Genomic DNA, 23285 nt, shown 5'->3' on the forward strand with positions numbered 1-23285 from the left:
TGCAGCATGCTGATGTGTAAATACTTCTGCGGGACGCTATAAATATGTCCCTATACGCTCGACGGTGGCATCCTTGCCACCAACGCCCACAGCCGCATTCACACCTGATTGTTTATATCTTCGATTGAACTTGTTGGTTGTAGCGAATTTTTGGACAAAAGCTTGCTGACTTGCCTGATAGCAAGTTACAAATATCTCTTGGGGTTTGGTTCATTGAGCTGATTTGATATTTGATCGTTTTAGGTAAACATAGCTTTATTGTCATCTATAGCCTGCGGCTCGCTGAACGTGTAAACACTTCTGCGACACGCCGCAAGCACAATCCCTGTGGGCTCTGCCGTGACATCCATGTCACGGAAGGTCGCAGCCGCGTTCACACCCGATTATTTATCTCTTCGATTGAAGTTTTGGGTTTCAGCTAATTTTTGGACAGAAATTACTTAGAATCGTTACTCTAAAAATACCTATCAGCATTAGCGGAAGTATTGCATTCAGGTATGTAGTAACGCCTTGCTAAGGGGTGAGCAACGCAATACCAAAGCCGCCGCAAACCACCTTAATCACTAAAATCAACGCATAGTAGAAATGCTACGCGCGGCCTATCCTTATTTGTTAAATTGCTAGCCAGCCAAAACTGATACTAAAAAAGATCCAATAGACGCAATGCTACCCGCATGTGGTAAGGATGAAATGAGCGTATTTACAACAGCTTTACTTGGTTTGTCTGATGAAAACTGCCCCTCGATAGCGTCAACCACCTCCAGAGCATCCTGCTTTTCCTGAGTGGATTGCACTAAGCGATTAATCTCGGAACGTAGTAACTCGATATGTTCAGCGACAGCTGAATTTTCGTTAACCACATTTGTTGAGTTATCAGTCGAGTGGTTGTTTACACGAGAGTTAGGACCATTCAAATTGTAAGTGATACTTTGAACTGCTTTCTCGGCTTCAGGTAACCCAAGATTTTTATGCTTAATCTGGTAACCAGCAGGAATAATTGAGCCTCCTTCGTGGAAGCCAGGGTCTATAACTTCATACGTTTCAATGCCATCATTCGACATTTTACGTTGAATAAGATCACCAGTTTCAATCAGGATATCACTACGCTGAATAAACGTTTTCTTTGATTGAACACTAGCTTGAATATCTTCGTATTTTTCACCGTTCAGTTTAAGGACAGTGACCTTGTCTCTCATGAGATCTGAGAACATATGAACTCCTATTGCAATTTAACGCCCTTGTTCAGCGGGCCCGAACGTAGCGTGGTGTTTGCGCAACAATGCCGAAGGCATGCGCAAAAAGCCGCGCGGAATTTGGGGGCCGCTGGAACTACTTGTTATGCGCTGTGAACAGTTTTGATGTGAGCGCCTGGAGCTTGTACCTTTTCGCTGGCTCTGCATCGAAGCAGAAGACACCTTCATTTCTCCATTCCTGAACACCACCCTGTGCATTGGGCGTAAGACTCCAACTTGGAATTGGACGTTTCCATTCAACTTCGACACTCCCTACGTCGTTTTTCGTGATTTTCCCGACGCCTTTCACTGTTCCAATTTCGTTGTTGGGATTGAAATTAGCCATTAGTACGAAATGGCCCACCTTCAATTCGGACACAATTTTTTCTTCATTCTTGTTCTTCGCGATTGGCCATCTCGACAGGTCTGGCAACACCAAGGCTTTGGATTTGAGTATCTCGCCTAACTGCTCATCTTCGTAAGCAACACGCCAGAAAATTGTTCTCATAGCTGATCCTTTTTACGCATAACAGTATATTAGGCTGAATTCCGATTAAGAGCAGTCAGCCTAGTTAATCCTACGCTAACAAGGTAACTTTAAATATCTTTTTAATCAAAACTTTAACAGGTTTTTTACTGCAAACCCACTGACTCTTCTGATAGTGAAAGCCAGAATTTGCATATTTGTGATGTAGGGCTATTTAGCTACTGGGTACAGATGATTTTACACAAACACTTAGTCGTTATTGACTCTCAATCGCCTTCCTTCTTACACCAGAATAATGTTGAAAATCAAAAATGTTTATTATAACTGTTTAAATGAACAGTCCTTTTGTAGAGACGCTATGTCATCAAAAGATAAGACTATGCATAACCCTTTCACATTAGGTTTTCTATTAGCAAAGATTCACGTGTGCTACTAAACACTTCTTGTAGTGAAAGTGATTTTGGGGCATTTTCTTGTTAGCTACTTAACCAAAATCCCCCCAATCGAAGAAATAAATTATCAGGTGTAAGTGAGCTAGAGGACTTCGATTTCAGGGATGAAATCATAGAGCGCCCATGGACGGGTTTATAGCGTACCGAGAGATTACTTGCACATAAGCCTGCGGCAGGCAATTGATGATAATGAAGGTACAACCTTCAAACACAACACCAAATATCAAACCAACCAGAAGCTAAACAAGAAAATGTAATCAGACTTCATTCGAAGGCTAACCAGTTTTGGGGCAAAAATCAGTTACGAAACCCTACCAAGTAAAGATAAATCGAAGAGACAAATGAACAGGTGTAGGTGCGGCTGCGAGTTTTGGCAGCATGGCCAGAAATGTTCCCTACATTTTCTGGCATTTCCCACATCCTTGTAGGTCAGAAGCTGTCGTCGAGCTTACATGGATGACTCTTTTGAAATCAAGAGCCAGCGTGTCACTGAAGTAGCTACACATAATCCTGCGGCAAGCAATAGATACGAGTTAAGGTATGACCTTCAATAACCCTGCCAAATACCAATTCAGATAAAAGTTAACAGATAGAAAATGTAATCAGCCTTCATTCGAAGGCTAACTAAAATCGTTGTTTATGCAACCTTCTCTGCTGCAACAACTGAGATCTCAACTAACAAGGCTTCTCTGGCCATCTTAGCGGCAACACAAGCGCGTGCTGGAGCGTGGCCTTCTGGTACCCAAGCATCCCAGACTGCATTCATCTCGGCAAAGTAGGACATATCTTTGACATAGATGGTGGCCGATAGGATATGTTCTCTGTCACTGCCAGCTTGAGCCAGCAAAGCATCCACTTTTTCAAGCATGCTTGAGGTCTGCTCGGTAATACCTTGCTCGGCATCTTTACACACTTGGCCACATAGGTAGATAGTGCCGTTGTGCTTGACGATACGGCTCATTCGAGTTGCTGTTTCTAATCTTTCGATGCTCATAATTTTCCCAATCTATTTTCAATCAATGGTGACATTGAGGAGTACGATGGCAAGATAGTAACGGCATGGCCTTCATTAATCGAGAGTCAAGGAGATGAAATTACCCATGAAGCCCATATTTGCGATCTCAAACAGTTCAAGCTAAAACTTATCACTCATCACCTGACCATCAAATGCCAAACACTGACGCACCCTGCGTTGCTGCACAGCAGAGAGATTTTCAACAGCTTCAAATTTGAATTCAGAGTGCTCATCGCTGAGCGTGATTAAACTGATATCTTCAAGTTCACAGCGAAAAATAAAAGCCTGAGAGTCGTAAGCTTTGTGATAATAAACCCCACTGAGGTAGTTAACTTTAACCTCACAACCCAACTCTTCTCGGCATTCGCGGAGCAAGGCCTCATGGATAGTTTCGCCAACATCTAGCGCGCCGCCAGGTAATCCCCAATGCTTGTCACCATAAGTGGCTTTAAGCAGAAGAACCCGATTGTCACGATCAAAAATCACAGCGTGACTACTGAGACGAAATTTGTCGTCGAAAGCCATACAAAATCCTTTTTTATTATTGTAAACAGACAAGCAAAGTAGCACCAATCTTGTTCACCATAAAGTTTGTGGAGAAGTGTGTGCTTTCAATTGGGTATAGCATGAAGTTTGTAGTTTCCGAATTTGAAATGTCGGAAGAGTAGAGAAAGGTAAGCGGAGTTATTCGCCGCTTACCTTAAGTACATTTAGCTTATTTAGTCTCTTCCAGACCGATACTGTCCATCCAGTGTTCAAAGTCCATCAGGTTCCCAGGCAGTACGACCTTGCTGCCATTACTGCTTAGGCCGTCAAACTGTTTAAGATACTCAGCACCTAACTGCATACGCACAACGTTTTTACCGCCCGGAGCTGCAATGACAGCGGCCATACGTTCGATAGAATCAGCGGTGGCTCTGGCGATGGTAATAATCTCTTCGCCTTTACCTTCAGCTTCGTTAATACGCTTTTGCATCTCACCTTCAGAGATATTGATCATCTCGGCTTTGATACCTTCAGAGCGGTTGATCTTACTCTGCTTGTCACCTTCACTCTTGGCCAGTAATGCACGACGTTCACGCTCTGCGTTGACCTGCATCTCCATGGCGTTTTTCACCGTCTCCGGCGGGGTAATGTTTTTTATCTCATAACGGTGAACACGTATTCCCCACATGGCACCAGCTTGATCTAACACCTCAACCACTTTGGCACTGATGACATCTCGCTCCTCAAAAGTACGGTCTAGATCAAGTGTCCCTATCACTGAGCGTGTGGTCGTTTGCGCCAGTTGAATCGCTGCATAACGGTAATCCACCACACCGTAGCTGGCTTTAACTGGATCCATTACCGAGATGTAGATAACGCCATCAACCTCGACATTCACCTCATCACTGGAGAAACACTCCTGTGGCGGCACGTCTATGGTCTCCTCTTTAAGATCGTGAATATAAGCGACCTTATCCACAAAGGGAATTAGGGCATGAAAGCCCGCATCTAAGGTGGAGTGATACTTACCCAAACGCTCTACGATATACGCCGATTTAGTCGGCACTAAGCGGATAGATTGAAAGAGCTTGATGACGAAAATGGCAAAGATAAGCCCCCAAATACCCAGTACGATTAAATCTGTGTCTATACCTGCAATCATGAGCGTGCTCCTTTCACTGAATTAGACCCAACAGCATGAGTCACCTGCTCCATTCCCTCAAAAAATCCCTCTAGTTTTGCCATCTCTGCTGGCACGACTGATATATCGGCATCGTTCAATATCTTGCCAACCTGACCGATAAACTGCTCCTTAAGCTGCATATTCATCGCTTCATTACCGCCCTCTAATGCCAGTGCGCTCGATACCAACTCCATCCCCTCAGCCTTGGCTTTAGCCACGATACTGATCTCCTGAGCCGTACCTTTTGCTTCATTAATTCGCTTCTGTTTTTGCCCTTCAGAGATGTTGATCGCCTCCTGTCGTTCACCTTCAGAGAGGTTAATCATGGCGGCTTTTTCGGCATTGGCTAAGGTGATCTCAGCGCGTTTACTCCGCTCCGCTTCCATCTGCTTCTCTAAGGTGTGAATCACCTTACGAGAGGGAGTGATGTTTTTAATCTCATAACGCAACACCTTGATACCCCATGGATCTGAGGCTTTATCTATCTCACGTACGATAGACTCATTCAGGCTGTCTCGCTCTGAGAAGGTTTGACTTAAACTCAACTTACCTATCTCTGAGCGCATCGTTGTTTGGGCTAAGTTCACCGCAGCAAGGCGATAGTTCTCAATACCATAACTGGCTAGTTTGCCATCCATCACCTTAAGGTAAACTAAGCCATCCACCTCAAGTTGAGTATTATCCTTAGAGATACAGCTCTGAGGTGGTACGTCGAGCACCTGTTCACGAATTTCATGCCTGTAAGCGACACGATCAAAAAACGGGATAAGAAAATGAAAGCCCGGCTGCAAGACTGTACGGAACTTCCCAAGTCGCTCAATCACATTAACCTCACGCATTGGCACGATTAACAGCAGCTTGTAGAGAATAAAAAAGACAAAAAGTACAAATATGGTAAACACAAACATAGATCCTTTCCTTATTTGTTTGTTGCACCCAGCAGGTGCTTTTATTAGATGAGTTTATTTTGCTTCGTTGACGGGTTCGACAATCAAACCAATATTTTCGCGGCAGATAATTCTGACCTGAGTACCCACGGCTATCTCACTACCATCGCCAAGCGCCGACCATTCGGTTCCCTGAAATTCGATACGCCCGGCATGTTGAGCTGGCCCAATGGATTCTTTTACTGTGGCGATTTGATTGTAGATATCCAACTCTTCATCTGTGTTATCTACATGGGAGTCGCCGCCGACCAGTTTTTGGGTTAGCCCTCTAAATCCGAGTAATAATACAATAGAGGCGATAAACCAAAGCGTGAGACTTTGTACCAGCCCTTCAACTAGGCCAATACCTAACGCCGATGCCACTACTAAACAGGCGCCACCAAGCAAGATCACAATCCCACCAGGTATCACCAGTTCCGCCAGCATCAAGATCAGTCCAATACATGCCCATATAATAATGGGATTTGTTAACTCCATATTTCCCCCTGAAATGTGAGTAACGAATGCGAATGACTAAATCCACTATATCAGTTGAATATAACTTTTACGACATAATATGTCACAAAATATCTATTCTAAGTGTAAATCACCAGATTAATCTAGCTTATCTCCTAGGGTGAATCAGATAATAAACAAGCAGAATTATTAACTTTGAGTTAATAAAAACAAAGAGATAGAAACCAATAATACTTTGTATCATACGTTAAATACTCTATACTTCCCCAGCCTAAAATTTGAACTGTTCCATTCTGCCCCATAAACAATGCATCACAGAATGCAGTGGCAGGAATAGATATGGTCCAGTATTACCCTAACTCTCCAAAAGGTAGATAACGATGAACAAGAAATGGCTTGCTCTAGCCCTCTTTACAACGCCACCAGCCATGGCCGACGATCTTATTCAGTGGTGGGACATGAGTATTACCGCTATCCATGGTGATAATTATGATTTAGCACCATCAGAGAAGCAGACCACTTTTACCTTCGAAACTGCTGGCGCATGGAGATACGGTGACTGGTTCGCTTTTCAAGATCTGGTTTATTTCAATGGTGATAATGCAGGCAAAGATAGCACGACCTATGGTGAGATATCTGCGCGTTTCAGTGCAGGCAAGATCACAGGAAACAATATAGAGCTCGGTCCTATTACTGATCTGTCACTTGCGCTGACACTTGAAGAGGGAGAAGGGCCAGTTAAAAGCTTTCTCTATGGCTTGGGCATGGATATTAACATCCCCTACTTTAGCTATTTCAACCTCAACACCTATCGTCGTGAAGCGCTCAGCAGCGATAACATCAGCGACGGTTGGCAGGTAACCCCTGCTTTTAGAATGGACTTCCCTGTTGGCAGCTCAAATATCGTCTTTGATGGCTTCTTCGATTGGGTGTTTTCAACTGATGATGCAAATTATGAGAAAAACTTCCATTTCAATCCTCAACTAAAATACGATCTTGGGGCGGTGATTCTGGGCGAGCATAAGAAAAATAAGCTCTTCATCGGTATCGAATACGATTACTGGAAGAATAAATACGGTGTGAAAGGGATCGCTCAGAGTACTTACTCAGTTCTGGCAAAATACCACTTTTAATACATTAAAAAGTGCTACAAAAAAGGCGCCTAGAGCGCCTTTTTTATCTTCAATCAACCTACTACAGGGAGGCTTAAAGGGAAGATTAAGCTAATAGCTTCTTCGCTGCCGCAACGACAATAGAAACAGCACTAACCTCTGTCTTCTTCATGGTTGCTTCATCAGGGATCTCTTGCTGTGTACGGTTTACTATCACACCAGCAACACATGCGGCGCGCCAACCTTGAGAGGCACACATAGTAAATAGTGTCGATGACTCCATCTCATAGTTAAGTACACCCAGATCCTGCCACTCCTGCATAGAACCCTTAAACTGACGGGTCACACGACCAGAAACCGTATCGTAACGCTCTTGCCCTGGGTAGAAGGTATCAGATGAAGCTGTAATACCGATATGTGGCTCAAGACCCGCATCACGGCTCGCAGCAACCATAGCAGTTGTACACTCAAAGTTTGCAACAGCTGGGAATTCCATAGGTGCAAAATGCAAGCTAGCACCATCTAAACGCACCGATGCCTGTGTCACAATCACATCACCCACGTTTACATGTGGCTGAATAGCACCAGTTGTGCCAACACGCAGGAAGGTATTCACACCCAGTTGAGCCAGCTCTTCAACCGCAATAGAGGTTGAAGGTCCACCGATACCTGTTGAGCAGATGACCACAGCTTTACCATCGATATAAGCAAGATAACTGGTATATTCACGGTGGCTAGCAAGGAAGGAGGCTCCCTCCATTAGCTCGGCAATTCTTTTTACTCGCTCAGGATCACCCGGTACGATCGCTAGGCTAGCCCCATCCAACATTTTTTTGGTCAGTCCTAAATGGAATACATCTGACATTGTGAAAACCCCTTTCATTTTAGATTATAAAATTCTTCTATTTTCGACTTTAACCTAGTATCGAAGCCAATAAGGTTAACTTGATCACACTTTTCTGGGCAATAGGTAAATGTTTTGCTGTAATGCAGTTACTAAAACGATTCTTCTATATCAAATCAAGCATCAAGATAAAAAGCGTTTATAAGCAGAGGTTTTGATCTGATTTTCCTCTTGCCACTAGCAGTATAGATTGTTTAAAAACAATAGAAGTTTTGTTGACCCACATCACATTTATCGCTCAAAAATCGCGCTAGTTTAAAGGTGAACCAAAGAATAAACAGAGAAAAGGATTGAAGCTATGTTTCCAGAATACAGAGACCTCATCACTAAACTAAAGACAGATGACGCCCACTTTTTAAAGGTGTTTAACAAGCATAATGCATTGGATGATGAGATTAAGGAGTTAGAGCAACATAGCTCAACAGTCTTTACCAATGAGGTTCAGGAGCTTAAAAAGAAAAAGCTGCATATAAAAGAGGAGCTACACGCCATTTTAAAATCGGTTAAACCACAGCCCTAACCGTTTTAACAATATAAAAACGGGTGCCATGCGCCCGTTTCTATATTCCAGCTCTAAGCAAGGTTATTAGCGTAGTGCTTTAAATAGCTCCTCGCCGGAGTCAAAGTGGCTCACCTCTATCACTTTTAAATTATCTAAGCGAATAAGACTCGCTCTATCTTTCTCAGCTGGTAGCAATTTAGTCACCTCTCCCTCTTTATCCAGTCCAATAGAAAAAGGCAGATCTTTCATCTGAGGGATCGCAACAAACTTGGCGATCAGAGATGGCATACCACTGATGTCTGCAAGATAAACTTGAGTTGCTGGCACTGCTTTATCTGCAGAGATCTGCTTATCCAATGCCTCTTTTATAAGATCACCACCCGCCATGCCACGGCTAAAAAGTATGACATCAGTGTTGGCATCGACTACTACACTCTTTTCAAACTGATCGTCTAACTGTATCGGCGTCACCTGATCGCCAGCTTGATAAAATGATGCTTGGGCTAATGTAACAAAAAACATACTGCAGATAAGAATAAGGGCTCTCATAGTTGTTCTCTTAAATAGTAAAAAACAATAGCCCCAAGAGTAACTGACTCCATATAAAACCACATTAGTATAAAGGTTGATTCATGATCCTCTTCACGCAGAATATGCCGATAAAGAGCCACAACAAAAAATTCAGTTCCAAAAAATAGAAATATCAGTAAGCTAAACTTAACGGAAAAAACAGCTAAGTATCAATAGGACGACACATGAACGAAGACCAATTAGAGCAGGAGCTACAACAACTACAAGGTGTTTATACCTTTCTCTATGAATTTTTAGTTCAGTACAGCTTTCAGATCATAGGCGCTATCTTAATCTTCCTCCTTGGCCTCTGGGTCGCGAATAAGATCTCAAACCTAGTTGCCAGCCAACTGAAAAAACACAATATCGATATCACCCTAAGCAACTTTGTCACTAATCTGCTTAGAATACTGATTATTGTCATGGTGGGTATTGTTGCACTTGGCAAGTTAGGGATCAGTATCACCCCTATGGTTGCCGCCATTGGTGCCGCATCTCTGGGCGCGGGTTTGGCCCTGCAGGGGATGCTCTCTAATTATGCCGCTGGTATCACTATTATTGTCACCCGTCCCTTTGTTGTAGGTAACACGATTAGCATCAGAGAGGTCACGGGAGTTGTACAAGATATCTTTCTGGGCATGACGGTGCTGATTAATGAAGAGGGTGAACAGATCAATATCCCCAATAAGCATATTGTCGGCGAGATACTGCATAACTCCTTTGCTAATAAACTGGTCGAGACCAATTTCAATATCAGCTATAAATCCGATCCCGATAGTGTCATTGCATTAGCTACCGAGGTAATCAGCCAATCTCCCCGCGTCTTTCAAGAGCAGAGCCCACTTATCGGGATCAACGGCTTTAATAGTATCGGCATAGAGATAAGCATACGTTACTGGGTTCCCACTGATACCTACTACCAAGATAAGTACCAAACTAACCTGGCAATCTATCGCGCATTATTAGCTGCAAATATAGAGATCCCCTGTCCAGTCAAAGAGGTACATATAGAGAAGTAATAGCAATCGCGTATAAAGCTAGAGCTGGTGATCTCGGTATTATCCAGCTCTACACTCAGGCCAATATTCAACCCAATAATTCAAAATACTTATTAATAGCAGTTTTTATCAGCATAATCCGATCAAACTAAGCCTTATGACTTATTCTATTGAACACTTCATCAGACTGTTTTCAACCCTCTTAATTACAACAAGTTAAATCACACTCCTGTCCTCAACAGCTGTAATACAGGGGACTCCAGCACAATATCTGAGGCTAAAATATATAAAGATTACTTAATTCAATCTTAATAAATTTCACTGCAAGCTTAAAATACATAACTAAAACAAATAATCATTATAAGCGATACTCTATCGATCCTTCCCAAGAATCCCCGCAAAATACGCCCCATAGAAAAACAAATGATTTTTAAATTTCCATAGGGAGCACAAAAAATGAAAAAATCACTTCTAGCTATCGCATTAATGAGCACTTTCTCATACGCCAATGCAGCAGACGTTGATAACACTTGGTACATCGGCGCTGGTGCAGGCCAGAGCAACTATGAGTCAGTAGATGCCGTTAGTCATCTAGGTGACGATAGCGACTTAGCATGGAACGCTGTAGTTGGTTACCAGTTAAATAAATATTTCGCAGTCGAAGCTGGCTGGCAAGATCTTGGCACTAATGATGATACTCATCTTTGGGGCGGACTTGACGGCGCTCAATCTATCGACGTAGATGGCTTCACTCTTGGCTTAGTCGGTACACTACCACTAAGTGAAAAGTGGTTCCTAACCGGTGAAGCTGGTGCTTACCAGTACCACTTAGCTCACCAGATGAGTGCTGACAAATATGTTAGTGCAACTGATACCGCGCCTTACTTTGGTGCCGGTGTTGGCTACAAGATCACTGATTCGTTAGAAGTTTCAGCTAAATACCGTCGCTTCGCTAACATCGACGAGTCAGCTTGGAACACAGCGAACATGGACGCACAAACCGTTGGTATTCAAATGGTTTACCGTTTCGGTGTTAAACCAACGCCAACAACGGCAGCTGTTGTATTACCTGCAGTGATCAAAGAGACTAAGCCTGCGCCTCGTCCAGAGCCAGTGTATGAGACTAAAATAGAGCAAAGCAGTGTTGCAGTGCTATTTGGTTTCGATTCTTCAAGCCTAAGCAGCACAGCTAAGGCGAAATTGGATGAAGTGATCCGTCTTTCTAAGCAAAGCGATAACGACACCATCTTGCTAAATGGCCAATCAGATAACCAAGGTGATTCTGAATATAACCAAAAGCTATCTGAAGCTCGTGTTCAACAAGTTGCAGATTACCTCAATGCTAACGGTGTTGAAGTACAAACTTTAGAGCAGCAAGCGACTGGCGAGCAAAATGCACACGCTAACTCACGCACAGATCGTGCACTTGAGCGTCGCGTTATCATCACGCTAACCAGTGAAACTCAAGTAGTCGTGTCTTAATCCCCATTTAAGACATTAACAGCGCCAAGGATTGCTTGTGCTAACGCACATAAAATATCAGAGTCATAAGGAACCCGATAATTCTATGGATAGAATGCTCTGATATTTGGATGGATTCATGGGTAAACAGGGAAGCTTGAGCACAGGACTTTGCTCCACCCAAAAACAAGCAGGAAGCACACTAACAACAGGACTTGTTAGCTGAAAGGAGTTCAGGCTAAGTAAACTATTACATGAAGTAATACCGATCTCGTCGGCTTCATCTTCGCAGATGAAGGAACCAGTTTGTGATCCCAAAGGCCATGGAAGGCCTTTTTCACATCACATCTATGCCAACTCTTGTATTTCATCTATAGTCGACTCGTCATCAACTCCTCCTTAGAGCCCGTTAATGCCTTTAGAGAAAAAAATCGATCAACTTAAAGATTGCGATCTTAACCTATTAATTGCTCTCTCTGTTTTACTGAAAGAGGCTCATGTCACTAAGGCAGCAAAAGAGCTAGGGCTTTCACAATCGGCCATGAGTCAAGTACTTAAACGTCTCCGGTTGATGTTTGAAGACCCTCTACTGGTTAAAAGCCATAACGGAATGACTCTCACCAGTAAGGCTACCGCTATTGAAAGCGAGCTCAAGCCTCTTCTCAACCGCGTTATCAGTATTCTTGAGGGAGATAGATTTAACCCGGCAACGGCTCAAGGCCGTATCCGGGTCATGATGAATGACGTTCTAGCTCAATTATGTATTACTCAACTGATATCCGAATTAGATAAACACGCTCCAGGAATTGAGCTCGAATATGTCACCCAAAAAACCGATGGGTTTAAGATGCTAAGGCGTGGTCATCTCGATCTTATTGTGGGCTTTTACGACTCTGTACCTAAACCCATTCGCAGCCAAGCGATATCAAGGTACCCCTGGCAGTTGGTAACGTTAGATCCCCAAGCTAATGACTATATCGATAAGATACATAATGGTCAGAGCATCATAGAAGAGAGTCCCTTTAAACTCTTAAGGTACCAATATCAAGAGCATAATCAGGCTCATATGATCAATGCCCTCAAGGCAATCAATGCTGAGGAAGCTTCCTATGCATTGACCTCAGGCTCTTTAAGTACCATGACTCAGGCGCTAACAGCCCCCTATACCGTCACACTACTGCCACACTACTCGGTAAAGATTTTTGAGAAGCATAAGGCTGAGGACTTTATCTGGCTTGGGGATACCATAGAGTTAGATCTCAAGGTGTGCTGGAACGAGCATAATCGTAATCTAAAACTACAGAAATGGTTCAGACAACTGATCTCCTCTATCTTAATAAAACAGTTAAGTAACACTGAAATATGAAGAGTTCCATATACTTAGGCAATATTAATTTATGAATCACTCAGATCTAAAAATAATCCAAGGATGCGATCTCAACTTACTGCTGAGTTTAACAGTGCTGATTGAGGAGGGAAGTGTTTCTAAAAGTGCCGAACGACTCGATATCTCTCAGCCAGCCATGAGCCAAAACCTGAAAAAGATCCGTAATCTGTTTGATGAGCCACTTTTTGTAAAACATGGCCAAGGGATCAAGGCAACCGAAAAGGCCCGCTCTTTATTACCAGGCTTACATGAGTGGCTGGAGATGAGTAGCCGGCTCATTTTACAAAAAGCCTTCGATCCTAAAGAGGTTTATGGCGTTGTTCGCATCGCGTTTATCGATACCATGACCTCTGAAATTGTTCCTCAACTCCTAGAGATGGTGATGCAAGCCGCCCCCAATGTTGAACTGGAGTTTATCCATAAACCTAAACATATGTTTTCTATGCTCGAATCCGGCGAGTTAGATCTCTGTATTGGTGGCACTGAAACGCCACCAGCCAATATTTATGGCCGTAAGATAGGCTTGGAAAGGTTCTGTATCGCCTCTAGCCCTACACATCCCATCAACCAGTTAAGTAACCCAAGTTTGGCAGATATATTCAGTTTCGAAACCGCCGAATATTCGGCTTCAAATGCAGCAGAACCACAGATAACTCAGTTAGCACAAGCAAACAACTTAAACCGCAAAGTGAGTTTTTCAACCAGCTCAATGTTAGTGCTCAGAAACGGGTTATTAGCGGGGAAGCATATCGCATTTATCTCCGATATCGTTACTCAAAATCCCTACTGGAAGGATAAGCTCTCCATCTTAAAACATGAGGCACTTCCCGAGGTTGAAAGTACCCTATATTGGCATGCAAGAGTACATCAAGATCCGTTAGTTCAATGGTTTAAAAATAGATGTCTGGAGCTAGCTTCCGGTTTCAGAGAACAGGGACTATACCAACCAGCATAAAGATTTGATCGCTCAGCGAGAGTTTAGCGGTTCTGAGGCAAGGCAAAGAGTGAAGAGCATAGTTATTCTACGGTCAAGCTCGTTAACACAGCATCAGCACCGCTAAAACTCGCCTGTAAGGAGTGCTTTTGGCTGCCTACTTCTGTGTTGAATGAACTTACAAGGGAACAACCATTATCTCATCCATTCGCCTTGAATTAGTTTGCCAAAAACACTCTGAGTAGAGCAACTTCTTATACTGATTGGTATTAACTCCTCATAGCCCTCTTTGCCACTCCTTTCTCAGGCTTGTTTGCAATGGATTGCTAATCGCTTGTTTTACCTCAGCCAACAGCCTAGGCTTATCTTTACCTAGTGTACCCTTAAGCACTAAATAGTTAGATGCATGATCCGAGCGAAATATTGTTCTTTCCAGCTCAAGGTGACCTAGTAAAGTATGCATCTCTTTAAACAACTCAGCTTGATTGGGTAGAGAGAAGTGACCATCAAAAGCCGAATCCATTCGCTCAGTACCTAAAGGCAAGGTAACCACCAAAGTCGACAGATACTCAGGCTGCGCCGCATTCATCAAACGGGCCGAGTTAATCGCATGCTGCTCGGAAAGGCCACTGCCACCTAAGCCATTTAAGATCATTACCGAGGACTTAATGCCTGCCGCTTTTATCTTTAACAGTGCCGTTAAAGACGAGGCATAGGTCTCCCCTTTCTCTATCCGATTAAGCACCTCATCATCACCACTTTCACAGCCAATATAGAGTAAAGATAAACCCAGCTCTCGTAATCTAGTCAGCTGCTCAGACGTCTTATTCTTAAGGTTTCTTGGCAAACAGTAGCTGCTTATTCGTGTCACACTAGGTAGATGTTCCTGAATAAGTAAGCAAATAGCCTCTAAACGCTCAAAAGGGAGACTCATTGCATCACCATCAGCAAGAAATACCCGAGTGATATTTTGACCTGTATTAGCTACTACTTTTATATCCTCTAAAATCTTATCTAATTTTTGAGCTCGAAATCGTTTTTGAGGTGCCGTGTACATGTCGCAAAAGGTGCACTTATTCCAACTGCAACCATTAGTCACTTGTAAGATCAGGGATTTCCACTCAGATGGTGGACGAAATACAGGTTCAATATAGCGCAACAAAATCATCTCCTTTTACTAAAGACACTAGAATACAAGCGGTTTGTAGAGAATGATATGGCTAACTTAACCTTAATTTAATTTTGATTTAATTAGCATTGGTTAAACTATAAGCGTTCAGAATTAATAGACTGATTCTGCTCCTCTCCAAGTACCTTGAGGTATCACGAGATACACCTAACCGTGTAAAGAAACAGGTAGCATCGGCCTGCATACGTAAAATAAGAACTATGCAAACAAACAATAAGCACAAGACAGACGAAGCGCTAAGTATGTTAGCTAATGGCTAATTACTTACACCCTGCTTATAACGTTTGCATCGATTTGACCATCGGCGCTTATATGTCACTGTTTGTTTCTTGGTAATCCGGCAAAAAATTCACCCTTGCTAGCTGGGTGAATCAAATAATAGCAAGGATACCAAGTTATTGAATAAACAGCTGAGTAACAGATGTCCATGTCATAGAGGGGCACCGCAGATTGGTGCCCCTTCATTTGTGTCTTTCAAATAAACCGCCTCTATAACCTTTTATAATTCAAATGAAATTACTTATCCTGAAGATGAACATTAAATATAAGTTCAGATTTTCAGCTAGATTTCAGTGTACATTCATAGAAACATCTGTACAAAAACTCATCTAATCTCATCACTTTGTAGCTTTCCATTTAATACCTCTTTAGTAGTAAGTTTCTAGCATTGTTTTATCCCTCTAAACCTTTGACCCGGGTCAAAAAACCACCCGTTTATTCATTATCATCAACACAATGTCATTAAGGTAATAAATGGGGACAGCGGGATCTTAATTATAAAAATGAAATTTTGGAGTGACGATGAAAGTGTTAAATAAGCGTTATTTAGCCTTAATTGTAGCGGCGGCTATGGGTGTGAGCGCCTGTGGCAGTGACGGCAAAGATGGTGCAGATGGCGAAGATGGTGCACCAGGACCTGGTCCAAATCCACCAACAGTAGAAGCCTCAGAAATCACTAACGTTGAAGTAATCAATCACGTGATTGAAGAAGGTAAAGTGACCTTTGAGTTCCAAATCACTAACGAAGATGATGCCTTGATTGTTGGCTTACAAAAAGCCAATGCTGAACTGTCTGCAATGACTGAAAATGGTATTGCCCGTAGCCGCGATAGCTATGAAGGCGTTCAAGTGGGTGGCAGTGCCAGTGAAACAACTGAAGGCGCTAGCTTAACGGTACTTGACAATGGCAACTATGAATTTGTTGCACCAATGCCACATGTTACAGCAGGCACTGACGGTATTGTCCGCTTAGCTGTTGGTGGCGGTGATGCCATTGCTAAGTCACGCTACATTATTGTGAGCAAACCTGACAATGTGCACACCACTACCACTGAGACTTGCCAAAGTTGTCACGTAGATTACGCAGCATCTCACCTTAAGCACCCAAGCTATACAGCGATCAACACTGACGGGGAAACCGACCTTGTTGCGGGCTGTATGACATGTCACGGCAACGTTGCTCGTGATGATGGTGGTTATGCACGTAACACTATGCAAAAGATTGGTCATATCAATCACCAGAAGTTTGAAAAAGACTTTGCTCCGACTAACTGTTATACCTGTCACGCAGAGCCAGTGATTAACACTAGCATTGCCGGTAATGGTTGTAGCGATTGTCACTCAACGGATAATGCAGACATACAAGCAATTATAGCTTCAAGCAACGAATTCGATGCGCGTGCATTCCACGCTAATTCGGCATTGATTGGCCTTGAAGAGCGTCAAAATATCCGTGCAAATCATTACACCACAACTTCAGCGCCGTATATCGATGATTCATTGGTGTGGGATAACTATCCACAAGGTGGCTGGTGTACGACTGTGGCACTATTTAATACCGAAGGCGAATCAGAAGTTCAGTTAAACATTGGACAGATGTACGCGGCAGGGACATTGACTTACGCTGGGGCTTATATCCACGGTCACTTTAATGATTCATTAGTTGGTCGTCCTAGCCCACGAGGCTCAGATCAGTATATTGAAAATGAAGATGGCAGCCGCTCTATTTGTTACCCTCACCTAGACGGCCTAGACTCTAGCTACCGTTTAGCTGATCTGGTTGCGAGTACTCGTGTTACTTTCAAGCAGTTTGAAGATGATGGCGGTTATGACGGTGTTTCTTTCACCAGTTACTCAGATGTTGTAGATCATACTGGCGTGAAAACCCAGGAGTATGAACGTCGTCATGCTGTGACTACTGATAGTTGTACAACTTGTCACAATAACGAAACTAACTACCACAAAAACGGTAGCTATACCGAAGGTGGTCTAGATTGTGTTGCTTGTCATAACAATGGCCAAGATCGTAGCGCCAAAAACTCAGCTCCAGGCTTTGGACCTATGGTTCACAGTATGCATTGGGGTGTAGGTGCTTCTGCAACCGATCCAGATGGTAACCCTAATTCAGCCACTAAGCTTAACGCTGAAAACTGTGTATCTTGTCATGCTGACGGCATCGACTTGAATGCGATTCCAAATCAGTTTATCCGTGCAAAAGCGTTCCACGGTGGTGACAACACTAAGATGGCTAGCCCAATTACGGCTAACTGTTTTGCATGTCACAATGATGATTCAGCACTGAATCATATGATTCAGCAAGGTGGTTCAATTGATGAAGAAGTGGTAGCCGATTGGTATACTCAACCAACTTCAGAGTCTTGTGCAACTTGTCACGCCGAAGGCAAATCTTACGGCATCGAGAAGTTCCACATTTTTGAGCGTTCATTTTAAACAAACAAACGGTGCCTTAGATTTCAACGACTAAAGGCAACCTTAAAAGTTACCACTTTCATCGAGCATGAGTGGTATACGGGGATGGAAAATGGCTACCCTGCAGGCTGTCACTTCCATCCCCACTTTATCCAAATCCCCCCGCTTTCTGGCTTACTGTTAGTTTAAGTTTACATAGGAGAACAAACTCCTCTATATATCAAACCGATAATTCGCCTTTATCCTCATTTTCCACTAGGTTAGAACATTTGAGATACTAATAGAGGGAAATATGAAAACATCTCATCACCTCAGCGTTATAGCGCTCTCCATTACCTTAGGGGTAGGATTAAGCGCTTGCTCAAACTCTACCAACAATGGAGCATCGACAGTAAAAGATACCGTTATCGCCCAAAGTCCCGTACAGAAATATGATGCTAAGACTTTTTTCGAGACGACCACCTATTTTGGCTCCTCCTTCTCTGCTGACGGTAGCTACATCTTAATGGGCTCAGATCAGAGCGGGATTTTTAATCTCTACAAGATGAATATTAAAACCGGACAACAGACAGCACTAACAGACTTTAAAGACACCACCTATCCCGTCTCTTGGTTTCCGAATGATGACCGCGTCTTGTTAACCCAAGATAATGGCGGTAACGAGCTCTATCATCTATTTGTCCGTGAAACCGACGGAACAGTAAAAGATCTCACCAATACCGAAAACACTCGAGCCAACTTTGTTAACTTCACCAATGATGGTGCATTTTTCTATGCAACTACCAATGAACGTGATCCTAAGTTTATGGATCTATACCGCTATGATGCTAATACCTATGAGCGTACCTTAGTCTTCGAAAATAAGTTAGGATTCGAAGTTGCTGAGGTATCTCCCGACGGACTTTTCGCCTCACTCGCTAAGATGCATACCAACAGAGACAGTGACACATATCTACTGGATTTAAGAAAGCGTACATCTAAACCAACCATTATTAGCGAGCATACAGATCCAGCAAACTATAACCCTATGGCATTTTCACCGGACAGCAAGCAGCTCTACTATGCTACTGATTCTAAGGGTGAGTTCTCTCAGGTTTGGCAATATGATCTTCAGTCAGAAAAACATAGCCTAGCGATTAAAGACAACTGGAACGTCCGCTTCGTCTACTTCTCAGAGTCGGGCAAGTATCGTGTTTCAGGCGTAAATGCCGATGCCAACACACGTATCACCATCTTAGATACTGCAACAGGCAAAGAGGTCGTTTTACCTAAGCTGCCAGCAGGCGATCTTCGTAGTGTGAACTTCTCCAAAGATGAACAAACAGTGTCGTTTTATATCAACTCTGATACCTCCCCCTCTAACCTTTTCGTTTGGGAGATGGGAAGCAGTTCAGCAAAACAGTTAACTCAAGCACTAAACCCGCAGATTAACCCAAAAGATCTAGTTGCAAGTAAAGTGGTGCGCTTTAAGAGCTTCGACGGCTTAGAGATCCCAGGCTTACTCTTTAAACCTAAAGGTGCTAGTGCAGAGAATAAACGTCCAGCGGTTGTCTTTGTTCACGGTGGCCCTGGAGGCCAAAGTCGCACAGGTTATAGCGCCATGCGTCAACACCTAATTAATCATGGCTATGCAGTATTTGCGGTGAATAACCGAGGCAGCTCAGGTTATGGGAAAACCTTCTTCCACTTAGATGACAAAAATCATGGGGAGAATGACCTACAAGATATCATTTATGGTAAAAACTACCTGCAGAGCTTAGATTGGATTGATGCGGATAAGATAGGTATCATGGGTGGTAGCTATGGTGGCTACATGACTGCAGCGGCACTGGCATTTGAGCCCGAAGAGTTTAAAGTTGGCATCGATATTTTTGGGGTGACTAACTGGGTTCGCACTCTAAACTCTATTCCACCTTGGTGGGAGTCATTTAAAAAAGCCCTCTATGATGAGATGGGTGATCCCGCCACAGACGCAGAGCGTCACAGAGCGATATCACCACTGTTTCACGCGCAAAATATCACTAAACCTCTGATGGTCATTCAAGGCGCAAACGACCCTCGAGTGCTCAAAATTGAAAGTGATGAACTCGTAGAAAAAGTGAAGCAAAATGGTGTGCCAGTAGAGTACGTAGTATTCGATGATGAGGGACATGGTTTTAGTAAGAAAACTAACCGTATCACGGCATCAGAAGCCTATGTAGACTTCCTAAACACCTATCTTGATATTCCCAATAAGGTGGCAGTGAAGTAGTAACAACAAAAAAGCCCAATCAAATCTAACACTTGATTGGGCTTAGAACATCTAGCTAATTTAGCAAGACACTATGTGGCCATGCTTAATCTTGAGGTAGCTCTGCATTGTGGTAGACGTTTTGTACATCATCACAATCTTCAAGGGCAGCGAGGAACTTTTCAAACTGCTCAATCACTTCAGGATCGGTAATATCTGTCATCGTTTGAGGAACGAAAGTGATCTCCTCAACTTCAAACTCCGCTTCTGAATTCTCTTCAGTTAGCGCAGTTTTGGTCTTGTAAAACTCTGTATGTGGAGCGTAGACCGTGATCATGCCATCTTCTAGCTCAACATCAGTCACATCAACATCGGCCATGATAAGCATCTCTAGCACTGCTTCTTCATCTTCACCTTTAAAGACAAAAACAGCTTGATGATCGAACATATGGCCTACGGTACCAGGGCCACCTAATTTGGCATCATTTTTTACGAACGCTTGACGTACTTCGGTGAAAGTTCGCTTACCGTTATCTGTTAAGCAGTCAACGATAACCATGGCGCCGCCTGGACTGAACCCTTCGTAGCGTGCAGTTTCATAATCTTCACCACCACCGCCTTTGGCTTTGTCGATGGCACGCTCAATCACATGAGCTGGAACTTGATCTTTCTTAGCTTTGGCGATCATCTGACGAAGCGGCAGGTTACCGTCGGGGTCGAAGCCACCATTTTTAGCGCAAACATATATCTCTTTACCATATCTAGAGTAAAGTCTGGTCTTCTGACCAGCAGTTTTAGCCATAGACTCTTTGCGGTTTTGGTATGCTCTTCCCATCTTGCCCTATCTCATAAACTAAAAAATTATCTGCAATATTAGCAGCTTTATTAGGCTTTTTGCACACAAGGGCTTTTTAATTTAATAATCTTTGACTTTGCTTAGTAAAATTTCAATTTAATGAGACAAAATCCGGCACTTCCAGCAGCTGATACTCAGGATTTCGGCTCATCGCCCGATAAATATACTCAATAAATACCTGATACTTTCGCGGTAGATAAGCCCGTTGAGGCGTACTCATGGTTATTTTAGTTTGCGCCAGAGGGTAATCTTCAAGAAGAGGAAGTAACAGCTTCTCATCTAATGCCTGCTGTGCAATAAGAGTTGGCACTATGGTTATCCCTAGACCTTCAATGGCCGCTTCACGCGCTAAGGTCACATTATTCACCGTTAACTGTGCCTCAGGCTCTTGGGTAACCCACTCTTTCCCATCGAACAGCGTCCAACTTCCATCAATATGGGTCGATTTTAATTTTATCGCTTTATGTTTGCTAAGATCTTGCGGCACTTTAGGGGTGCCATTGCGAGCAAGATAAGAGGGACTAGCCATCAGCATCTTATCTGTATTTATCATCTCGTAAGTTTGCAGACTGGGATCTGACATAGAGGTGATCTGAAACAGTACATCTACTCCCTCAGCAACCACATCAACATTCCGATTGGTGAGCTCCGCATCTATGGTGATATCCGGGTAGTGAGTCAAGAACTGAGCAAACACCCTACCAAGAAATAGTTGTCCCAACTCAATAGGGCAGACAATATTGAGGTTTCCTTTCACCATCTGTTGATTGGAGCTGAGCTGATCTTCTGCACTTTGTAAATCGGCCAATATGCGATGTACCCGGTTGTAATAAGCATTACCTGCATCGGTAAGCTTAAGAGCTCTCGTTGTACGAAATAGCAACTGAACACCGGCATCGGCTTCAAGCTCAGCAACCTTACGACTCACCGTCGCCTTAGTTAACCCCATCACCTTAGCCGCTGCGGTAAAACTGCCCTGCTCAACAACCTGAGCAAACATCTGCACGCGATTTAAATCCATTATTGTTACACCTGTGAAACAGTAGGTTGAATTTTAACTATCTAATAAATATACAGTGACAGTAGTAGACTATAAAGCACTAATCAAGGAGTCATGAATGTCCAAGAGTAAATTATATATTGTAGTCCCACTCATCCTTGCCCTTTTAATCAGTGGCGGCTACTACTGGTGGACCCAAGTACGCTTTATCGAGTCTACAGATAATGCCTATGTTGAGGCCGACATCTCCCATATCAGTGTGAAGGTTCCTGGCTACGTTGTGATGACAGACATTACTGATAATCAGCATGTTGAAGTGGGACAACTGCTGGCACAACTAGAAGATAATCAGTATGAGGCCAAAGTAGCACAGAGCCAAGCAGCACTGGAAAGTGTCAAAGCAGAACAGCAAACATTGGCAGCCAAAGTCACATTGCAAGATGCGCTTATTAATCAAGCTGCCGCAGGTGTAAAAGCCGCTGAGTCAGATCATTTACGCGCCGAACAACAGCTAAATCGCACCGTTCAATTAAAGGTGAAAAATTACAGTTCACAGGATGATGTCGATCAGATGCAGGCAAGCTTTGAATCCGCTATCGCCCATCTTGATGAAGCTAAGGCAGCCTTAATTGCTAAGCAGCGAGAGCTGGCAGTATTTAAAGCCCAATTACAGCAAGTTGATGCAAATGTAGTACAGGCTAGGGCAGGTCTTAAGCTTGCCGAGATACAGCTCTCGGATACTCAAGTGCGCGCGCCATTTTCAGGGATCATCGGCAAACGTGGTGCGATGAAAGGCCAATATGTTCAGCCAGGTCAAGCCCTCTATAGTTTGGTACCGGATGGTGCAGTGTGGATCACGGCAAACTTTAAAGAAACCCAAATCCAACATATGCAAGCTGGTCAACAGGTGAAAGTCACTCTCGATGCGTTTCCCGACAAAGCCTTTACAGGTGTTATCGACAGTCTCTCCCCAGCTTCCGGTGCCAAATTTAGTTTATTGCCCGCAGAAAATGCGACTGGAAACTTCACTAAGATAGTTCAGAGAATTCCAGTAAGGATCCGCTTAGCAGCCAACCAAGAGATGAGAATTGTTCCAGGGTTAAGCGCTGTGGTTGAGGTAGATACCCATGAAGCGTCCATAAATTACGCCATTGCTGCTAACGCAGGTTATTAAA

Annotated in this window: 21 protein-coding genes; 9 read left to right on the top strand and 12 right to left on the bottom strand. The window is 43.3% G+C overall.

The window, feature by feature from the left end; all coding sequences use genetic code 11:
* Nucleotides 1-620: 620 nt before the first annotated feature.
* From SWOO_RS23050 to SWOO_RS23080, 7 genes are all read right to left on the bottom strand, one after another.
* Complete coding sequence (locus SWOO_RS23050; protein WP_012327078.1) at nt 621-1211, bottom strand: hypothetical protein; 591 nt, start codon at nt 1209-1211, stop codon at nt 621-623.
* Between the two features lie 118 nt (nt 1212-1329).
* Nucleotides 1330-1740, bottom strand: a complete 411-nt coding sequence (locus SWOO_RS23055) for a hypothetical protein (RefSeq protein ID WP_012327079.1) — start codon at nt 1738-1740, stop codon at nt 1330-1332.
* Between the two features lie 1068 nt (nt 1741-2808).
* Nucleotides 2809-3165, bottom strand: a complete 357-nt coding sequence (locus tag SWOO_RS23060) for a RidA family protein (RefSeq protein WP_012327080.1) — start codon at nt 3163-3165, stop codon at nt 2809-2811.
* 141 nt (nt 3166-3306) lie between these two features.
* Complete coding sequence (locus SWOO_RS23065; protein WP_012327081.1) at nt 3307-3711, bottom strand: NUDIX hydrolase; 405 nt, start codon at nt 3709-3711, stop codon at nt 3307-3309.
* 190 nt (nt 3712-3901) lie between these two features.
* Nucleotides 3902-4834: an SPFH domain-containing protein gene (locus SWOO_RS23070; protein ID WP_012327082.1), complete on the bottom strand. Its 933-nt coding sequence runs from the start codon at nt 4832-4834 to the stop codon at nt 3902-3904.
* The gene (locus tag SWOO_RS23075) at nt 4831-5763 is read right to left on the bottom strand and encodes an SPFH domain-containing protein (protein WP_012327083.1); all 933 of its coding nucleotides are present in this window, start codon (nt 5761-5763) and stop codon (nt 4831-4833) included. The genes SWOO_RS23070 and SWOO_RS23075 overlap by 4 nt, the downstream gene beginning before the upstream one ends.
* A 54-nt stretch (nt 5764-5817) precedes the next feature.
* Nucleotides 5818-6279, bottom strand: a complete 462-nt coding sequence (locus SWOO_RS23080) for an NfeD family protein (RefSeq protein WP_012327084.1) — start codon at nt 6277-6279, stop codon at nt 5818-5820.
* A gap of 359 nt (nt 6280-6638) precedes the next feature.
* Between SWOO_RS23080 and SWOO_RS23085 the strand changes: the two genes are divergently transcribed.
* Entirely contained in the window at nt 6639-7391 is a 753-nt protein-coding gene (locus SWOO_RS23085) for an ion channel protein Tsx (RefSeq protein ID WP_012327085.1), read from the top strand.
* A gap of 85 nt (nt 7392-7476) precedes the next feature.
* Here the strand turns inward: SWOO_RS23085 and udp are convergent, their stop codons facing one another.
* Nucleotides 7477-8235: a uridine phosphorylase gene (gene udp, locus SWOO_RS23090; protein ID WP_012327086.1), complete on the bottom strand. Its 759-nt coding sequence runs from the start codon at nt 8233-8235 to the stop codon at nt 7477-7479.
* A gap of 337 nt (nt 8236-8572) precedes the next feature.
* Here udp and SWOO_RS23095 point away from each other — a divergent pair, with 337 nt between their 5' ends.
* Nucleotides 8573-8794: a YdcH family protein gene (locus SWOO_RS23095; RefSeq protein WP_012327087.1), complete on the top strand. Its 222-nt coding sequence runs from the start codon at nt 8573-8575 to the stop codon at nt 8792-8794.
* Nucleotides 8795-8860: 66 nt separating this feature from the next.
* Here the strand turns inward: SWOO_RS23095 and SWOO_RS23100 are convergent, their stop codons facing one another.
* Nucleotides 8861-9325: a hypothetical protein gene (locus SWOO_RS23100; RefSeq protein ID WP_012327088.1), complete on the bottom strand. Its 465-nt coding sequence runs from the start codon at nt 9323-9325 to the stop codon at nt 8861-8863.
* 206 nt (nt 9326-9531) lie between these two features.
* Between SWOO_RS23100 and SWOO_RS23105 the strand changes: the two genes are divergently transcribed.
* The 4 genes from SWOO_RS23105 (at nt 9532) to SWOO_RS23120 (ending at nt 14147) form a co-directional block, all read left to right on the top strand.
* Complete coding sequence (locus SWOO_RS23105) at nt 9532-10365, top strand: mechanosensitive ion channel family protein (protein ID WP_012327089.1); 834 nt, start codon at nt 9532-9534, stop codon at nt 10363-10365.
* 435 nt (nt 10366-10800) lie between these two features.
* The gene (locus SWOO_RS23110) at nt 10801-11826 is read left to right on the top strand and encodes an outer membrane beta-barrel protein (protein WP_012327090.1); all 1026 of its coding nucleotides are present in this window, start codon (nt 10801-10803) and stop codon (nt 11824-11826) included.
* A gap of 391 nt (nt 11827-12217) precedes the next feature.
* Nucleotides 12218-13171 (top strand): LysR family transcriptional regulator, encoded by a 954-nt coding sequence (locus SWOO_RS23115; RefSeq protein WP_012327091.1) that lies wholly within the window; start codon nt 12218-12220, stop codon nt 13169-13171.
* Between the two features lie 31 nt (nt 13172-13202).
* Nucleotides 13203-14147: a LysR family transcriptional regulator gene (locus SWOO_RS23120; RefSeq protein ID WP_012327092.1), complete on the top strand. Its 945-nt coding sequence runs from the start codon at nt 13203-13205 to the stop codon at nt 14145-14147.
* A gap of 256 nt (nt 14148-14403) precedes the next feature.
* Here the strand turns inward: SWOO_RS23120 and SWOO_RS23125 are convergent, their stop codons facing one another.
* Nucleotides 14404-15291: a radical SAM protein gene (locus SWOO_RS23125; RefSeq protein WP_041418384.1), complete on the bottom strand. Its 888-nt coding sequence runs from the start codon at nt 15289-15291 to the stop codon at nt 14404-14406.
* 825 nt (nt 15292-16116) lie between these two features.
* Between SWOO_RS23125 and SWOO_RS23130 the strand changes: the two genes are divergently transcribed.
* Together SWOO_RS23130 and SWOO_RS23135 are read left to right on the top strand one after the other, a co-directional pair.
* Nucleotides 16117-18045 carry a multiheme c-type cytochrome gene (locus SWOO_RS23130; RefSeq protein WP_012327094.1) on the top strand — a complete coding sequence of 643 codons (1929 nt, stop codon included), beginning with the start codon at nt 16117-16119 and terminating at the stop codon, nt 18043-18045.
* A gap of 271 nt (nt 18046-18316) precedes the next feature.
* Complete coding sequence (locus SWOO_RS23135) at nt 18317-20275, top strand: S9 family peptidase (protein WP_012327095.1); 1959 nt, start codon at nt 18317-18319, stop codon at nt 20273-20275.
* Between the two features lie 85 nt (nt 20276-20360).
* Here SWOO_RS23135 and SWOO_RS23140 read toward each other — a convergent pair whose 3' ends face one another.
* Both SWOO_RS23140 and SWOO_RS23145 read right to left on the bottom strand, forming a co-directional pair.
* Nucleotides 20361-21089, bottom strand: coding sequence for a YebC/PmpR family DNA-binding transcriptional regulator (locus tag SWOO_RS23140; RefSeq protein WP_012327096.1), 729 nt, complete (start codon nt 21087-21089; stop codon nt 20361-20363).
* A gap of 112 nt (nt 21090-21201) precedes the next feature.
* Nucleotides 21202-22131: a LysR family transcriptional regulator gene (locus tag SWOO_RS23145; protein ID WP_012327097.1), complete on the bottom strand. Its 930-nt coding sequence runs from the start codon at nt 22129-22131 to the stop codon at nt 21202-21204.
* 97 nt (nt 22132-22228) lie between these two features.
* Here SWOO_RS23145 and SWOO_RS23150 point away from each other — a divergent pair, with 97 nt between their 5' ends.
* Nucleotides 22229-23284 carry an HlyD family secretion protein gene (locus SWOO_RS23150; RefSeq protein ID WP_012327098.1) on the top strand — a complete coding sequence of 352 codons (1056 nt, stop codon included), beginning with the start codon at nt 22229-22231 and terminating at the stop codon, nt 23282-23284.
* Nucleotide 23285 lies beyond the last annotated feature (1 nt).

The organism is Shewanella woodyi ATCC 51908, assembly GCF_000019525.1.
GTDB classification, from domain to species: domain Bacteria; phylum Pseudomonadota; class Gammaproteobacteria; order Enterobacterales; family Shewanellaceae; genus Shewanella; species Shewanella woodyi.

Excerpts from the sequence above, each read along its gene's own strand:
- SWOO_RS23050 (WP_012327078.1), bottom strand. The coding sequence starts at position 1,211 with ATGTTCTCAGATCTCATGAGAGACAAGGTCACTGTCCTTAAACTGAAC.
- SWOO_RS23055 (WP_012327079.1), bottom strand. The coding sequence starts at position 1,740 with ATGAGAACAATTTTCTGGCGTGTTGCTTACGAAGATGAGCAGTTAGGC.
- SWOO_RS23060 (WP_012327080.1), bottom strand. The coding sequence starts at position 3,165 with ATGAGCATCGAAAGATTAGAAACAGCAACTCGAATGAGCCGTATCGTC.
- SWOO_RS23065 (WP_012327081.1), bottom strand. The coding sequence starts at position 3,711 with ATGGCTTTCGACGACAAATTTCGTCTCAGTAGTCACGCTGTGATTTTT.
- SWOO_RS23070 (WP_012327082.1), bottom strand. The coding sequence starts at position 4,834 with ATGATTGCAGGTATAGACACAGATTTAATCGTACTGGGTATTTGGGGG.
- SWOO_RS23075 (WP_012327083.1), bottom strand. The coding sequence starts at position 5,763 with ATGTTTGTGTTTACCATATTTGTACTTTTTGTCTTTTTTATTCTCTAC.
- SWOO_RS23080 (WP_012327084.1), bottom strand. The coding sequence starts at position 6,279 with ATGGAGTTAACAAATCCCATTATTATATGGGCATGTATTGGACTGATC.
- SWOO_RS23085 (WP_012327085.1), top strand. The coding sequence starts at position 6,639 with ATGAACAAGAAATGGCTTGCTCTAGCCCTCTTTACAACGCCACCAGCC.
- udp (WP_012327086.1), bottom strand. The coding sequence starts at position 8,235 with ATGTCAGATGTATTCCATTTAGGACTGACCAAAAAAATGTTGGATGGG.
- SWOO_RS23095 (WP_012327087.1), top strand. The coding sequence starts at position 8,573 with ATGTTTCCAGAATACAGAGACCTCATCACTAAACTAAAGACAGATGAC.
- SWOO_RS23100 (WP_012327088.1), bottom strand. The coding sequence starts at position 9,325 with ATGAGAGCCCTTATTCTTATCTGCAGTATGTTTTTTGTTACATTAGCC.
- SWOO_RS23105 (WP_012327089.1), top strand. The coding sequence starts at position 9,532 with ATGAACGAAGACCAATTAGAGCAGGAGCTACAACAACTACAAGGTGTT.
- SWOO_RS23110 (WP_012327090.1), top strand. The coding sequence starts at position 10,801 with ATGAAAAAATCACTTCTAGCTATCGCATTAATGAGCACTTTCTCATAC.
- SWOO_RS23115 (WP_012327091.1), top strand. The coding sequence starts at position 12,218 with ATGCCTTTAGAGAAAAAAATCGATCAACTTAAAGATTGCGATCTTAAC.
- SWOO_RS23120 (WP_012327092.1), top strand. The coding sequence starts at position 13,203 with ATGAATCACTCAGATCTAAAAATAATCCAAGGATGCGATCTCAACTTA.
- SWOO_RS23130 (WP_012327094.1), top strand. The coding sequence starts at position 16,117 with ATGAAAGTGTTAAATAAGCGTTATTTAGCCTTAATTGTAGCGGCGGCT.
- SWOO_RS23135 (WP_012327095.1), top strand. The coding sequence starts at position 18,317 with ATGAAAACATCTCATCACCTCAGCGTTATAGCGCTCTCCATTACCTTA.
- SWOO_RS23140 (WP_012327096.1), bottom strand. The coding sequence starts at position 21,089 with ATGGGAAGAGCATACCAAAACCGCAAAGAGTCTATGGCTAAAACTGCT.
- SWOO_RS23145 (WP_012327097.1), bottom strand. The coding sequence starts at position 22,131 with ATGGATTTAAATCGCGTGCAGATGTTTGCTCAGGTTGTTGAGCAGGGC.
- SWOO_RS23150 (WP_012327098.1), top strand. The coding sequence starts at position 22,229 with ATGTCCAAGAGTAAATTATATATTGTAGTCCCACTCATCCTTGCCCTT.